Below are 15,436 nucleotides of genomic sequence, written 5' to 3'. Positions count from 1 at the left end.
CCGTGACGCGTCAGGCAGAGCTCTCCGGAGGGAGGTGGTGGTGACCGTGACTGTCCCCTGCGGTCCGTCCGCCTCTCCTTCCCACCGGGGTCGTCCGGCCGGTCCGGCCGGCGGGCACCCCACGACCTGACAAGGGTTCTCATGACGTTCGATCTCGCGTCCCTCGGCTGGGACGCCTTCCACGACCGTGCCCTGCCGGCTCCCGACACCGACCACCAGCCCGGCCGGGTGGCCCGGGTGGACCGCGGGGTGTGCACCGTACTGGTGGCCGACGGACCGATGCGGGCCAGTGTCGCCGGCGCGGTCCTCACCGCCGCCGCGTCCGACCCGGTGGCCCTGCCCTGCGCCGGCGACTGGGTGCTGGTGCGGACCTGGCCGGACGAGCGGACCACCGTCGAGCAGGTGCTGCCCCGGCGGACCGCGCTGGTGCGCCGTACCGCCGACAAGGACTCCACCGGGCAGGTGCTCGCCGCCAACGTCGACACGGCCGCCGTCGTCGAACCGATGCACCCGGCACCCGATCTGGGCCGCATCGAACGCTTCCTGGCGTTGGCCTGGGAGTCCGGCGCCGAGCCGGTGGTCCTGCTGACCAAGTGTGATGCTGCGGTCGACCCAGCGGCGGTGGGCGACCAGGTGTCCGCCGTGGCACCGGGCGTACCGGTGATCACGGTCAGCGCGCAACGCGGTGACGGCATCGACGAGGTGTCCCGGCTCGTGGCGCCCGGTCGCACTCTGGGACTGTTGGGGCCGTCCGGGGCGGGCAAGTCGACGCTGGTCAACGCCCTGGCCGGCACCGAGGTGATGGGGGTGCAGGCCATCCGCCGGGTTGACGGCAAGGGCCGGCACACCACCACCTACCGGGCGCTGATCCCGATCCCCGGCGGCGGGGCGGTGCTGGACACCCCGGGCGTACGGGCGGTGGGTCTGCTGGACTCCGCCGACGGCCTGGACGAGGCGTTCTCCGACGTGGCCGAGCTCGCCGCCGCCTGCCGGTTCGCCGACTGCGCGCACAGCGGTGAGCCGGGCTGCGCGGTGCGTGCCGCGATCGAGTCGGGCGACCTGCCGGTGCGCCGCTGGGAGAGTTGGCAGCGCCTGCAGCGGGAGGTCGCGCACGAGATGCGTCGCCGGGACGCGCGGCTGGCCGCCGCCGAGCGGGCCAAGTGGAAGCGGATCTCGAAGGACAACCGGGCACGTTACCGGCAGCGGTGACGGGCCGGGTCAGCGGCCGGTCGGGTGCTCGCGCAGCCAGTCGTCGACGGTGTCGCCACGGACCGCCGCGTACAGGTCTGCTGCGGCCGCCTCGTCGGGGAAGACGACACTCTGCCCGGCCTGCTGGCCGGTGCCCGCCGACGGCGAGGTGAGCATGGTCAGGTCGGTGCTGCGCAGCTGCCGCAGCGCCCACACCGTGTCGAACACCGAGGTGCCCTCGTCCACGGTGACCGCGTCGGCGGTGGCGCGCAGGAAGTCGTCCAGCTGGCCCGGGCTGGTGAGCAGCCCGCTGCCGCTGGCCTGGTCCAGCACCGCCGCGATGATTTCCTGCTGGTGCCGTACCCGGGTGAAGTCGCCGTCGGCGAACTGCTTGCGCTGCCGGGCGTAGTCCAGCGCGGTGTCGCCGTCCATCTGCTGCAGCCCGGCGGTGAACTGCCGGTACGGCGGGTGGACCGAGGTGAACGACTCGTCGACGGCGAGTTCGATTCCGCCGACGGCGTCGATGATCTCGGCGAAGCCGGCGAAGTCGATGAGCACCACGTGGTCGATCCGGACTCCGGTGAACGCCTCCACGGTCTGCACCAGCAGCGGCGTCCCGCCGGTTGCGTACGCGGAATTGATCTTGTCCTGGCGGCCGCCGCCGTCCGGGTCCGGAACCTGGACCCAGGTGTCCCGGGGGATGGAGATCATCTGTACGCCGCTGCGGTCGGCCGGCAGGTGCGCCAGGATGATCGTGTCGGTGCGGGAACCGGAGGTGTCCGGATCCCGGGAGTCGCTGCCGACGATCAGGAAGTTCTTCGCCTGCTCGACGGCCTTGACCGGGCGTTGCGCCTCGGGCAGTGCGGTGAAGATCTCCACCTTGTCGACGTGCGACTCGACGGATCGGGCGTACAGCCATCCGGCGGTGGCGGTACCACCGGCCACCAGGAGTAGCGACAGCCCCGCGATGAGCAGGGCGAGACGCAGCCAGCGGCCACCACGGCGGCGGGAGGACTGCTGCCCCGTCGCGCCGGGCGGCGACCCGTCGCCGTATACGGACGCGTCGGGCTTGGGTTTCGCATCGAGCATGACTCTCGCATCGGGCGTAGCTTTCGCGTCGACCGTGGCGTCGGAGACCGCGTCGGACATGGGATCAGAGAATACGGTGCCGCCGACCGGCCCGACATTGCCGGCTTGGCCGGTCAGTGCTGGCCGGACGGCAGCGGGGGCCGACCCGTCCCACCCCCCGATCGGACGGGCCGGCCCGCTGACACGTGGAGGAACCCCTGCTCCACGCCAGGTCAATGGGTGACTTGACCAGTATGTGCAGTATGCCGGGAGTTCCGGATCGCCCGGGCGGTATTGGCGGGACCGGTACCGGGATACCCCGATCGGGTGACGACGTGGTCGGGCAGAGTTGTCGGAGCCCGGGGCTACAGTTGCCGAGGCATCGGCCGGGTCGGCGCAGACCTACTGACCCGGCGCCGTCAAATGTGACGATTCAGACACCTGACAGAAAACGCACCTTTGTGCGCCTCTACGGGAGCAGGCGGACCGTGGCCGACCGATTGATCATCCGTGGCGCGCGTGAGCACAACCTCCGCGACGTCAGCCTCGACCTGCCGCGTGACGCGCTCATCGTGTTCACCGGGCTGTCCGGCTCGGGCAAGTCGAGCCTCGCGTTCGACACCATCTTCGCCGAGGGGCAGCGGCGGTACGTCGAGTCGCTGTCGTCGTACGCCCGGCAGTTCCTCGGCCAGATGGACAAACCGGACGTCGACTTCATCGAAGGGCTCTCCCCGGCGGTCTCCATCGACCAGAAGTCCACCTCGCGCAACCCGCGGTCCACCGTCGGCACGATCACCGAGGTCTACGACTACCTGCGGCTGCTCTTCGCCCGGGTCGGCGAGCCGCACTGCCCGGTCTGCGGCGAACGGATCTCCCGGCAGACCCCGCAGCAGATCGTCGACCGGGTGCTGGCCATGTCCGAGGGCACCCGGTTCATGGTGCTCGCCCCGGTGGTGCGCGGACGCAAGGGCGAGTACCTCGACCTCTTCGCCGACCTGCAGGCCAAGGGGTACGCCCGGGCCCGGGTCGACGGGGTGGTGCACCCGTTGACCGAGCCGCCGAAGCTCAAGAAGCAGGAAAAACACACCATCGAGGTGGTCGTCGACCGGCTGACCGTCAAGGCGAGCGCCCGGCGCCGGCTGACCGACTCGGTGGAGTCGGCGCTCGGCCTCACCGGCGGCATCGTGCTGCTCGACTTCGTCGACCTCGCCGAGGACGACCCGGCCCGCGAGCGGCGGTTCTCCGAGCACCTGGCCTGCCCGAACGACCATCCGTTGGCGATCGAGGATCTGGAGCCGCGGGTCTTCTCGTTCAACGCGCCGTACGGTGCCTGCCCGGAGTGCGTCGGTCTGGGGACCAAGAAGGAGGTCGACGCGGAGCTGGTCGTTCCGGACGTGGAGCGCTCGCTGCGCGACGGCGCCATCCAGCCCTGGTCCGGCGGGCAGACCCAGGAGTACTTCGCCCGGCTGCTCGCCGCGCTCGGCGAGGCGGAGCACTTCGACCTGGACACCCCGTGGCGCAAACTGCCCAGCCGGGCGCAGAAGACCATCCTGTACGGCGCCGACGACCAGGTGCACGTCCGCTACCGCAACAAGTACGGCCGGGAGCGGTCCTACTACACCGGCTTCGAGGGCGTGGTGCAGTGGATCGAGCGGCGGCATACCGACACCGAGTCGGAGTGGTCGCGGGAGAAGTACGAAGGCTACATGCGGGACGTGCCGTGCGGGTCGTGCGGCGGCGCCCGGCTCAAGCCCGAGGTGCTCGCGGTCACCGTGGCCGGACGCAACATCGCCGAGGTGACCGGGCTGTCCGTCGGCGAGTGCGCCGACCTGCTGGGCGGGCTGGTGCTCACCGACCGGCAGAAGATGATCGCCGAGCGGGTGCTCAAGGAGATCAACGCCCGGCTACGGTTCCTGGTCGACGTCGGCCTGGACTACCTGTCGCTGGACCGCCCGGCCGGCACCCTGTCCGGCGGCGAGGCGCAGCGGATCCGGCTCGCCACCCAGATCGGCTCCGGCCTGGTCGGGGTGCTGTACGTGCTGGACGAGCCGTCGATCGGGCTGCACCAGCGGGACAACCACCGGCTGATCGAGACTCTGGTGCGGCTGCGTGGCCTGGGCAACACGCTGATCGTCGTCGAGCACGACGAGGACACCATCCGGACCGCCGACTGGATCGTCGACATCGGGCCCGGCGCCGGTGAGCACGGCGGCCGGATCGTGCACAGCGGGCCGGTTGACGAGCTGCTGACCAGCGAGGAGTCGCTGACCGGGGCGTACCTGTCCGGTCGCAAGGTCATCCCGGTGCCGGCCACCCGGCGGCCGGCGACGCCCGGCCGGGAACTGGTGGTGCACGGTGCCCGCGAGCACAACCTGCGCAACCTGACCGTCACGTTCCCGCTCGGCCAGCTGATCGCCGTCACCGGGGTCAGCGGCTCCGGCAAGTCGACGCTGGTCAACGACATCCTCTACACCGTGCTGGCCAACCAGATCAACAACGCCCGACTGGTGCCCGGCCGGCACACCCGGATCACCGGGCTGGACCACGTCGACAAGGTCGTCGGCGTCGACCAGTCGCCGATCGGCCGTACCCCACGGTCGAACCCGGCGACCTACACCGGGGTGTTCGACCACGTCCGCCGGTTGTTCGCCGAGACGACCGAGGCCAAGGTGCGCGGCTACGGTCCGGGGCGGTTCTCGTTCAACGTCAAGGGCGGCCGGTGCGAGGCGTGCTCGGGCGACGGCACCATCAAGATCGAGATGAACTTCCTGCCGGACGTCTACGTGCCATGCGAGGTCTGCAAGGGCGACCGGTACAACCGGGAGACCCTCGAGGTCCACTACAAGGGCCGCACCATCGCCGAGATCCTGCAGATGCCGATCGAGGAGGCGGCCGACTTCTTCGAGGCCATCCCGGCGATCCACCGGCACCTGAAGACCCTGGTCGACGTGGGGCTGGGCTACGTGCGGCTGGGGCAGCCGGCGCCGACCCTGTCCGGCGGCGAGGCGCAGCGCGTCAAGCTCGCCTCCGAGCTGCAGAAACGCTCCACGGGCCGGACCGTCTACGTGCTCGACGAGCCGACCACCGGGTTGCACTTCGAGGACATCCGCAAGCTGCTGACCGTGCTGGCTGGCCTGGTCGACAAGGGCAATACGGTGGTGGTCATCGAGCACAACCTCGACGTGATCAAGACCGCCGACTGGCTGATCGACATGGGACCGGAGGGCGGGCACCGGGGCGGCACCGTGGTGGCCGCCGGCACGCCGGAGGAGGTCGCCGAGGTCGCCGAGAGCCACACCGGGGCGTTCCTGCGCCCGGTCCTCGGGCTTACCGGCTCCGCCGCCGGATCGGCCGCCGCCTCCGCCCGCGCGGCAAAGGCCAACGGCGCGGCCGGCCGCACGACCGGGACGTCGACCAGGGCGAAGCGTGGCTCCTCCGGTGCACGGCGCGCCGCCGAAGCGGTCGCACAGCATTGACACAGCGACCGTACAGCGGCGTCTACGGCTGCGCATGGATCATGGTCCTGCCGTCATTCCGGGATGAACCGTTCGTGACGCCTCGCCGTTTCTACTGGCGTGGCCATGGACGACCAGCCGTGGCAACTGACAGGAGGCAAGCTGAATGACTGAGCACCAGACGACGACCGACACCGGTCCGACCAGCCGCCGGGCGCTGCTGATCGGCGCAAGCGGGGTCGGAGCGACCGTGGCGCTCGCTTCGTGCGGCACCGGCGACGACGACATTCTGGGTGCCGGCGCCACCGACACTCCGGCCGGCAACGACCCCACCGGCGGCACGGAGACCGGCGGCGACACCGGTTCCGGCGGCGACGGCCTGACCACCAGCCAGGTCCCGGTCGGCGGTGGCGTGATCCTCGCTGCTCAGGGGGCCGTGGTCACCCAGCCCGTCGAGGGTGAGTTCAAGGCGTTCAGCAACATCTGCACCCACCGGGGCTGCCCGGTCGCAAACCTCGACGACGGCACCATCAACTGCACCTGCCACTTCAGTAGCTTCTCCATCTCCGACGGCTCGGTGCTCTCCGGCCCGGCACCGTCGCCGTTGGAGGAGAAGACCGTCACCGTCGACGGCGAGACCATCTCGGTGGCCTGACGGGTCCGGTCGTCCGCGTCCGCCGGGTGCGTGCCGCCCACGCGGACGCGGACGACCGGAGCTGTCACAGCCCTGGACTACGCTGACGGCGATGCCAGATCCGTCCAGCTACCGCCCTGCCCCCGGCACCATCCCGGACTCGCCGGGGGTCTACCGGTTCCGTGATCCCACCGGGCGGGTCATCTACGTCGGCAAGGCCAAGAGCCTGCGCAGCCGGCTCAACTCCTACTTCGGCGACCTGTGGCAGCTGCACCAGCGCACCCAGCAGATGGTCACCACCGCCGCGTCGGTCGACTGGGTGACCGTCGGCAGCGAGGTCGAGGCGCTGCAGCTGGAGTACCTCTGGATCAAGGAGTACGACCCCCGGTTCAACGTCCGCTACCGGGACGACAAGTCCTATCCGTACCTGGCGGTGACGCTGGACGAGGAGTTTCCCCGGCTGCAGGTGATGCGCGGGGCGAAACGAAAAGGGGTGCGCTACTTCGGGCCGTACTCGCATGCCTGGGCGATCCGCGAGACCCTCGACCTGCTGCTGCGGGTCTTCCCGGCCCGGACCTGCTCGGCCGGGGTGTTCCGGCAGGCCGGACAGGTCGGGCGGCCGTGTCTGCTCGGCGACATCGGCAAGTGCTCGGCGCCGTGCGTCGGCCGGGTCGACACCGCCGGGCACCGGGCGATCGTCGACGAGTTCTGCGACTTCATGGCTGGGCGCACCGACACCATGGTGCGCCGGTTGGAGCGGGACATGCACGACGCCGCCGAGGCGTTGGAGTTCGAACGGGCCGCCCGGCTGCGTGACGACGTCGCAGCGCTGCGTAAGGCGATGGAGAGGCAGACCGTCGTGCTCGGTGACGGCACCGACGCCGACGTGGTCGCCTTCGCCGAGGACCCGCTCGAGGCCGCGGTGCAGGTCTTCCACGTCCGCGGCGGCCGGGTGCGCGGTCAGCGCGGCTGGGTGGTGGAGAAGGTCGAGCAGCTGACCACCGCCGACCTGGTGCACCACTTCTGCACCCAGGTGTACGGCCCCGAGCAGGGCGAGACCGACGTGCCGCGCGAGCTGCTGGTGCCCGAGCTGCCGGCGGACGCGCCGGCGCTCGCCGACTGGCTGACCGCCCGCCGGGGCAGCCGGGTGACCCTGCGGGTGCCGCAGCGCGGCGACAAACGTGCCCTGATGGAGACCGTGGCGCGCAACGCCGGCGAGGCGTTGACCCGGCACAAGCTGCGCCGGGCCAGTGACCTGACCACCCGCAGCCAGGCGTTGGAGGAGATCGCCGAGGCACTGGGTCTGGCCGCCGCGCCGCTGCGCATCGAGTGTTTCGACGTGTCGCAGATCCAGGGCACCGACGTGGTGGCCAGCCTGGTGGTGTTCGAGGACGGGCTGCCCCGCAAGGCCGAGTACCGCCGGTTCGCGGTCCGGGGCGCGACCGACGACCTGTCCGCGATGAGCGAGGTGCTGCGTAGACGCTTCGCCCGCCACCGCCAGCCCTCCGACGAACCGCCGCCGCAGGGGCCCGCGGCCGACGTGCCGCCGCAGGCGACCCCGGACGGGGCATCGCCGCAGCCGACCGTCGACGTGGGGCAGCCTCCGGCGGGTGTCGACCCGCAGACCGGGCGGCCGCGCCGGTTCGCGTACCCGCCGCAGTTGGTCGTCGTCGACGGCGGTGCGCCGCAGGTGCAGGCCGCCGCGACGGTGCTGGCCGAGCTCGGCGTCGACGACGTGGCGCTGTGCGGGCTGGCCAAGCGGCTGGAGGAGGTGTGGCTGCCCGGCGACGACTACCCGGTGATCCTGCCGCGCACCTCCGAAGGGCTCTACCTGCTGCAACGCATCCGCGACGAGGCGCACCGGTTCGCGATCACCTACCACCGGCAGCGCCGGTCGAAGCGGATGACCGCCTCCGGGCTGGACCAGGTGCCCGGGCTCGGCGAGACCCGCCGCAAAGCGCTGCTGCGGCACTTCGGCTCGATCCGGCGGATCGCCTCGGCGACCGTCGACGAGATCACCGAGGTGCCCGGCATCGGGCGGCGGACCGCGGAGACGATCGTCGCTGCGCTCGCCGGGTCGCCGGATGGCGGCGCGGATCGCACCTAGAATCCCATCTGTGGTGCCGACCTGCGCGCACCTGGCGCGCCGCGTACCCGAGGCAGGAGGACCGTGAGGCAGGACAGCCTGAACCCGGGCGACGACATCACCCGGCCGGCCGACGACACACCGGACGGCGTCGCGGCGGTCGACGACCTGGCCAGCAGCGCCGTGCACGACGGCGAACCGGCCGGCACCGCGGCCGACCAGAACGAGGCCCGGCTGGTCGTGGTCACCGGGGTGTCCGGAGGTGGACGCAGCACGGTGGCCCGGGCCCTGGAGAACGTCGGCTACTACGTGGTGGACAACCTGCCGCAGGCGTTGCTGCTCGACATGGCCGAGCTGGCGATGCGGGCCGGTGGGGCGGCCCGGCGGACCGCGATGGTGCTGGACGTACGCAGCCGCGCCTTCTCCACCGACCTGGTCGGCGCGATCCGCGCGCTCAAGGAGCGCGGCTACCAGCCCCGGGTGGTCTTCGTCGACGCCGCCGCCGACGTGCTGATCCGCCGGTTCGAAAGCGTCCGGCGCTCGCATCCGCTGCAGGGCGACGGCCGGCTGGCCGACGGCATCGCCGCCGAGCGGGACCTGCTCGCCGAGGCCCGCGACCAGGCCGATGTGATCATCGACACCAGTCATCTGAACGAGAACCAGCTCCGGCGCCGGGTCGAGGAGCTGTTCGGCGGCGAGGACGCCCGCCGGCTGCGGATCACCGTGCTGTCGTTCGGCTTCAAGTACGGGCTGCCGCCGGACGCCGACTTCGTGATCGACGCGCGGTTCCTGCCCAACCCGTACTGGGTCCCGGACCTGCGCGAGTACACCGGCCGGGAGACGTCGGTCAGCGGGTACGTGCTCAGCCAGGAAGGCGCCGACGACTTCGTCCGCAACTACGCCGAGCTGGTCAACGCCACCACCGCCGGGTTCGAGCGGGAGGGCAAACGCTATCTGACCGTGGCGGTCGGCTGCACCGGCGGCAAGCACCGCAGCGTGGCGATCGCCGAGGAGCTCGCCGTACGGCTGCGTCAGGCCCGGCTGTCGGTCAACGCCCAGCACCGCGACCTGGGGCGCGAGTGAGCGTACTGCGGGTGGTGGCCTTCGGCGGCGGGCACGGGCTGGCCGCCTCGCTGCGTGGCCTGCGCCATGCCGGTACCGACCTGGCGCTGGACCTCACTGCGGTGGTTACGGTCGGTGACGACGGCGGGTCGAGCGGTCGGCTGCGGGCCGACCGGGGCGCGCTGCCCCCCGGCGACCTGCGCCAGGCGCTCGCCGCGCTCGCCGGGCCGGCGCCGGCCGACCAGCTGACCGCCGAGCTGTTCCAGCACCGGTTCGTGCCGGTGCCGGGGGAGGCACCGGCCACCGACCGACCCGATCCGCTCACCGGGCACGCGGTCGGCAACCTGGTGCTCTGCGGGCTGATGGAGCTGCTCGGCGACCCGGTCGCCGCGCTCGACCACGTCGGCCGGCTGCTCGGTGCGACCGGCCGGGTGCTGCCGATGTCCTGCGAGCCGGTGTCGATCGAAGCCGACGTGCGCGGCGGCGACCCGCGCCGGCCGACCGACGTGGTCACCGTCCGGGGCCAGCACGCGGTGGCGGTCACCCGGGGCCGGGTCGAGTCGGTACGGCTGCAACCGAAGGCGCCGGCCGCCTGCCAGCCGGTGCTGGCGGCGGTGCGCGACGCCGACTGGCTGATCTTCGGGCCGGGCAGCTGGTACACCAGCGTCATCCCGCATCTGCTGGTGCCGGACCTGGCCGCCGCGATCGTGGCCAGCCCGGCCCGGCGGCTGGTCACCCTGAACCTGGCGGCGGAGAAGGAGACCCTCGGGCTGTCGGTCGCCGACCACCTCGCCGCGCTCAGCTGGTACCTGCCGCAGCTGCAGGTCGACACAGTGCTCGCCGACGGCACGGCGGTCGGCGATCCCGGCCCGGCGGCCCGTGCGGCAGAATCGCTGGGTGCGCGTTTGACGCTCGCCCCGTTGGCGGTCGCCGACGGCAGCCCCCGGCACGATCCGGTCGCGTTGGGTGCCGCCCTGGTGCCTGTCCTGGGGTCCGCTCGTTAAGCACGTACGTATCGGTACCCGCCGTCTAACCGGCCCCCGTGAGGTGAATGACTATGGCGATGACCGCTGCCGTCAAGGACGAGCTGAGCCGGGTCGATGTGCCCAAGCCGTGCTGCCGTCGTGCCGAGATGGCCGCGTTGCTGCGCTTTTCCGGCGGGCTGCACATCGTCGCCGGCCGGGTCGTCGTCGAGGCCGAGCTGGACACCAACGCGGTGGCCCGGCGGCTGCGCCGGGAGGTGGCCGACGTCTACGGCTACTCGAGTGAGATCCACGTGCTGAGCCCGAGCGGGCTGCGCAAGGGCAACCACTTCATCATCCGGGTGGTCAAGGACGGCGAGGCGTTGGCCCGGCAGACCGGGCTGCTGGACGTGCGGGGGCGGCCGGTGCGTGGCCTGCCGCCGCACCTGGTGTCGGCGAACGTCTGTTGCGCCGTGTCGGCCTGGCGGGGCGCGTTCATGTCGCACGGGTCGCTGACCGAACCGGGCCGGTCCAGCGCGTTGGAGATCACCTGCCCGGGGCCGGAGTCGGCGCTGGCGCTCGTCGGGGCCGCCCGGCGGCTGGGGATCGCCGCCAAGGCACGCGAGGTGCGCGGCGTCGACCGGGTGGTGGTCAAGGACGGTGACGCGATCGCCGCGCTGCTCACCCGGATCGGCGCGCACTCCAGCGTGCTGACCTGGGAGGAGCGGCGGGTACGCCGGGAGGTGCGGGCCACCGCGAACCGGTTGGCCAACTTCGACGACGCCAACCTGCGCCGTTCGGCCCGTGCGGCGGTGGCCGCCGCCGCACGGGTGACCCGGGCGTTGGAGATCCTCGCCGACGACGCCCCGCGGCATCTGACGTCGGCGGGCCGGCTGCGGCTGGAGCACCGCCAGGCGTCGCTGGAGGAGCTGGGCGCGTTGGCCGACCCGCCGCTGACCAAGGACGCGATCGCCGGGCGGATCCGGCGGCTGCTGGCGCTGGCCGACAAGCGGGCCCGCGATCTCGGCATTCCGGACACCGAGGACGCGGTGACGGCGGAGATGCTCGTCGGGTGAACACCAGTTGTGAACCAGGGTGACCGGACGCCCCGGCGCAACACGGCACGGGCTTCTCGGATAGGGTCGCAGGGTACGGCGACGGGGCCGGCACCCGGCTCTCCCGCCGCGACCACCGCCTCGGGTGTCCCGCCCGAGCCACGTACGGCTGCGGCGTGACCAGCCGGATCATCTGATCGGCGCCCGGCCCGCCACGCGGTCGGCGCACACCAATCCGTCCGGCTCCGGCCCGGACGGGCGAGAAGCAAGGAGATGGGACCTGTGACCATCCGGGTTGGCATCAACGGCTTCGGCCGTATCGGCCGTAACTTCACGCGGGCGGTGCTCGCCTCCGGCGCGGACATCCAGATCGTCGCCTTCAACGACCTGGGCGACACCGCGACCACCGCGCACCTGCTCAAGTACGACAGCATCCTGGGCCGGCTGCCGCACGAGGTGAAGGCCAGCGGCGACGAGATCACCGTCGGCGGGCAGACCATCAAGGCGCTCGCCGAGCGCGACCCGGCCAAGCTGCCGTGGGGCGAGCTCGGCGCCGACGTGGTGATCGAGTCGACCGGCTTCTTCACCGACGCCACCAAGGCCAAGGCGCACGTCGACGGCGGCGCCAAGAAGGTGATCATTTCGGCCCCGGCCAAGAACGAGGACTTCACCGTCGTGCTCGGCGTCAACGACGGCCAGTACGACCCGGCGAAGCACACGATCATCTCGAACGCCTCCTGCACCACCAACTGCCTCGCCCCGATGGCGAAGGTGCTGCAGGACACGTTCGGCATCGAGCGTGGCCTGATGACCACCATCCACGCGTACACCCAGGACCAGAACCTGCAGGACGGCCCGCACAAGGATCTGCGTCGGGCCCGCGCCGCCGCGCTGAACATCGTGCCGACCTCGACCGGCGCCGCCAAGGCGATCGGCCTGGTGCTGCCGGAGCTCAAGGGCAAGCTGGACGGCTACGCGCTGCGGGTGCCAATCCCGACCGGCTCGGCCACCGACCTGACCGTCACCGTCGGCCGGGAGACCACCGTCGAAGAGGTCAACGCCGCGGTCAAGACCGCCGCGCAGGGCCCGCTCGCCGGCATCCTCACCTACACCGAGGACCCGATCGTGTCGGCCGACATCGTCACCGACCCGGCGTCGTGCATCTTCGACGCCGGCCTGACCAAGGTGATCGGCGACCAGGTCAAGGTCGTCGGCTGGTACGACAACGAGTGGGGCTACTCCAACCGCCTGGTGGACCTGGTCAAGCTGGTGGGCGCGTCCCTGTGAGCCAGGTAACCACTCTCGACGACCTTCTCGCCGAGGGTGTGTCGGGTCGGCGCGTGCTGCTGCGCGCCGACCTGAACGTCCCGTTCGAGAAGGACAACCTGGGGGTCATCGCCGACGACGGCCGGATCCGGGCGGTGCTGCCCACCCTGACCGCGCTGCGCGACGCCGGCGCGGCCGTGGTGGTCTGCTCCCACCTGGGTCGGCCCAAGGGCGCCCCGGACCCGAAGTACACCCTGGCCCCGGTCGCCGCCCGGCTCGGTGAGCTGCTCGGTGCGCCGGTCGCGTTCGCCACCGACACCGTCGGTGCCTCGGCGCAGGCCACCGTCGCCGCCCTGACCGGCGGGCAGGTCGCGCTGCTGGAGAACCTGCGGTTCAACCCGGGGGAGACCAGCAAGGACGCCGACGAGCGGGGTGCCTTCGCCGACCAGCTGGCGGCGTTCGCCGACGCGTACGTCGACGACGCGTTCGGCGCCGTGCACCGCAAGCACGCCAGCGTGTACGACGTACCGGCGCGGCTGCCGCACGTCGCCGGCCTGCTGGTGCACCGCGAGGTCGAGGTGCTCGGCAAGCTGACCGGCGCGCCGGAGCGGCCGTACGTCGTGGTGCTCGGCGGGTCGAAGGTCTCCGACAAGCTCGCCGTCATCGAGGCGCTGCTGCCGACCGTCGACAAGCTGCTGGTCGGCGGCGGCATGTGCTTCACCTTCCTCAAGGCCCAGGGCCACGAGGTCGGCAAGTCGCTGCTGGAGGCCGAGATGGTCGACACCTGCCGTGACCTGCTGGAGCGGGCCGCCGGCAAGATCGTGCTGCCGGTGGACGTGGTGGCCGCCACCGCGTTCGCCGCCGACGCCGACCACGACGTGGTCGACGCCGCGGCGATCCCGGCCGACCGGCTCGGCCTGGACATCGGCCCGCGCAGCGTCGCCGCGTTCGCCGAGGCCCTCGCCGGGGCCCGGACGGTGTTCTGGAACGGCCCGATGGGCGTGTTCGAGCTGGCGCCGTTCGCCGCCGGTACCCGGGGTGTCGCCGAGGCGATCACCAAGGTCGACGGCTTCACCGTCGTCGGCGGCGGTGACTCGGCGGCTGCGGTGCGCACCCTCGGCCTCGACGAGTCCGCCTTCGGGCACATCTCGACCGGCGGGGGCGCCTCGCTGGAGTACCTGGAGGGCAAGACCCTGCCCGGCATCGCCGCCCTGGAGAAGTGAGAGCAGTGCCTGAGACCGTTGCCCGCCGGCCGCTGATGGCCGGCAACTGGAAGATGAACCTCAACCACCTGGAAGCCATCGCGCTGGTCCAGAAGCTGGCGTTCAGCCTGAACGAGCAGCAGCTCACCGACGTCGAGGTGGCGGTGCTGCCGCCGTTCACCGCGCTGCGCAGCGTGCAGACGCTGATCGACGGGGACAAGCTGGCCATTGGCTACGGCGCTCAGGACCTGTCGCCGCACGCCTCCGGCGCCTACACCGGTGACATCTCCGGGGCGATGCTGGCGAAGCTGGGCTGCCAGTACGTCACCGTCGGCCACTCGGAGCGGCGGGCGTACCACAACGAGGACGACGCGGTGGTCAAGGCCAAGGTGGCCGCCGCGCTGGCCAACGGGATCACCCCGATCCTGTGCGTCGGCGAAGGCCTGGAGGTGCGGGAGGCCGGCGGTCACGTCGCGCACTGCCGCGACCAGGTCGACGCCGCACTGGCCGGGCTGACCGCCGAGCAGGTGGTCAAGGTCGTCATCGCGTACGAGCCGGTCTGGGCGATCGGCACCGGCAAGACCGCCACCCCGGCCGACGCACAGGAGGTGTGCGGGGCGGTCCGGGCCCGGCTGGCCGAGTCGTACGACCAGGCCACCGCCGACCAGACCCGGATCCTGTATGGCGGCTCGGTCAAGGCGGCGAACATCGCCGCGATCATGGCCGAGGTCGACGTCGACGGCGCGTTGATCGGCGGCGCCAGCCTGGACGCCGACGAGTTCGCCCAGATCGCCCGGTTTCCGGAGCACGTCAAGCGCTGACCTGCGAGGACGCTGACCTGCCGAAATCAGCCCACCACAGCCCGGATGTCCGGGCTGTGGTGGGCTGATTCCTGTCCACTTGCCCACCTAGCTCAGCTGAGGGTTTCGGGCCGAAGCCAGCGTCCCGCCGGCGATTCTGCCTTCGCGAGGCGTGCGGGTGCGGTCCGCGAGCCGATCGTTGGCCCGGTAGAGGTCGCCGTGGACCAGATCGGGATCGAGGAACGGGCTAGGCGACATCGGGCGCCGCCCGTCCGGTCCTGGTCAGGTCATCAACTCCTTCCGTGGATACTCCGGCGTTGCGGCCGGGGGAGGAATCGGAACTCCTGCGGAGCGGGACAGGGAAAGCCGGTCCGTCGCCGAGGTGGATCGGTGTCCACCGCACACCAACCTCACGGTTCACCACCGAATCGCTAGACTGTGGACTTCTGGGCGAGACGGGCCCGGTATCCGTCGTTCAAGTCGAGGAAGCGGTCGCGGCGGTCGGCGGAGTACACCGCCAGCGGGTTCCGGTGGCGCGCCGGCCGGCTGACCCTGGCGAAGATGTCCGAACCGTTGGACATCGTCTGGTCCCGACCGTTGCCGCAGGGCGCGGCGCCGTCGACGGTGACCGTGTCGCAGGACGCGGCGGGCCGCTGGT

At 71.7% G+C, this 15,436-nt stretch carries 12 protein-coding genes; 10 read left to right on the top strand and 2 right to left on the bottom strand.

Translation table 11 applies throughout. From position 1 onward, the window contains the following. Positions 1–141: 141 nt before the first annotated feature. Positions 142–1,209: a ribosome small subunit-dependent GTPase A gene (gene rsgA / locus ACFHWU_RS00060; RefSeq protein ID WP_416569282.1), complete on the top strand. Its 1,068-nt coding sequence runs from the start codon at positions 142–144 to the stop codon at positions 1,207–1,209. Between the two features lie 9 nt (positions 1,210–1,218). On the opposite strand, the gene ACFHWU_RS00055 is transcribed toward rsgA, so the two are convergent. Continuing rightward, positions 1,219–2,337, bottom strand: coding sequence for an LCP family protein (locus tag ACFHWU_RS00055; RefSeq protein WP_416589509.1), 1,119 nt, complete (start codon positions 2,335–2,337; stop codon positions 1,219–1,221). A 407-nt stretch (positions 2,338–2,744) separates the two neighbouring features. On the opposite strand from ACFHWU_RS00055, the gene uvrA reads away from it, so the two are divergent. The 9 genes from uvrA (at position 2,745) to tpiA (ending at position 14,799) form a co-directional block, all read left to right on the top strand. Continuing rightward, entirely contained in the window at positions 2,745–5,732 is a 2,988-nt protein-coding gene (gene uvrA / locus ACFHWU_RS00050) for an excinuclease ABC subunit UvrA (RefSeq protein ID WP_416589508.1), read from the top strand. Positions 5,733–5,877: 145 nt separating this feature from the next. Then, entirely contained in the window at positions 5,878–6,366 is a 489-nt protein-coding gene (locus ACFHWU_RS00045) for a Rieske (2Fe-2S) protein (protein WP_416589507.1), read from the top strand. Between the two features lie 91 nt (positions 6,367–6,457). Continuing rightward, positions 6,458–8,452 (top strand): excinuclease ABC subunit UvrC, encoded by a 1,995-nt coding sequence (gene uvrC, locus ACFHWU_RS00040; protein ID WP_416589506.1) that lies wholly within the window; start codon positions 6,458–6,460, stop codon positions 8,450–8,452. A 162-nt stretch (positions 8,453–8,614) separates the two neighbouring features. After that, positions 8,615–9,514: an RNase adapter RapZ gene (gene rapZ / locus ACFHWU_RS00035; protein WP_416555635.1), complete on the top strand. Its 900-nt coding sequence runs from the start codon at positions 8,615–8,617 to the stop codon at positions 9,512–9,514. Further along, a complete protein-coding gene (locus tag ACFHWU_RS00030) occupies positions 9,511–10,497 on the top strand; it encodes a gluconeogenesis factor YvcK family protein (RefSeq protein ID WP_416589505.1) in 987 nt (328 codons plus the stop codon). Before rapZ ends, ACFHWU_RS00030 begins: the two co-directional genes overlap by 4 nt. Before the next feature lie 53 nt (positions 10,498–10,550). Beyond that, the gene (whiA, locus tag ACFHWU_RS00025; protein ID WP_123602428.1) at positions 10,551–11,531 is read left to right on the top strand and encodes a DNA-binding protein WhiA; all 981 of its coding nucleotides are present in this window, start codon (positions 10,551–10,553) and stop codon (positions 11,529–11,531) included. Between the two features lie 261 nt (positions 11,532–11,792). After that, the gene (gap, locus tag ACFHWU_RS00020) at positions 11,793–12,797 is read left to right on the top strand and encodes a type I glyceraldehyde-3-phosphate dehydrogenase (RefSeq protein WP_416555464.1); all 1,005 of its coding nucleotides are present in this window, start codon (positions 11,793–11,795) and stop codon (positions 12,795–12,797) included. Beyond that, the gene (locus tag ACFHWU_RS00015) at positions 12,794–13,999 is read left to right on the top strand and encodes a phosphoglycerate kinase (RefSeq protein ID WP_416589504.1); all 1,206 of its coding nucleotides are present in this window, start codon (positions 12,794–12,796) and stop codon (positions 13,997–13,999) included. Before gap ends, ACFHWU_RS00015 begins: the two co-directional genes overlap by 4 nt. 35 nt (positions 14,000–14,034) lie before the next feature. Beyond that, complete coding sequence (tpiA, locus tag ACFHWU_RS00010) at positions 14,035–14,799, top strand: triose-phosphate isomerase (protein WP_416555633.1); 765 nt, start codon at positions 14,035–14,037, stop codon at positions 14,797–14,799. 410 nt (positions 14,800–15,209) lie between these two features. On the opposite strand, the gene ACFHWU_RS00005 is transcribed toward tpiA, so the two are convergent. Further along, positions 15,210–15,436, bottom strand: a 227-nt coding sequence (locus ACFHWU_RS00005; RefSeq protein ID WP_416555460.1) for a hypothetical protein, incomplete at its 5' end; no start/stop codon positions are given.

Origin of the sequence: Micromonospora sp. LOL_015, from assembly GCF_048060275.1 — a bacterium.
In the GTDB taxonomy this organism is placed as follows: domain Bacteria; phylum Actinomycetota; class Actinomycetes; order Mycobacteriales; family Micromonosporaceae; genus Micromonospora_E.
This window is presented reverse-complemented; position numbering and strand designations above follow the sequence as displayed.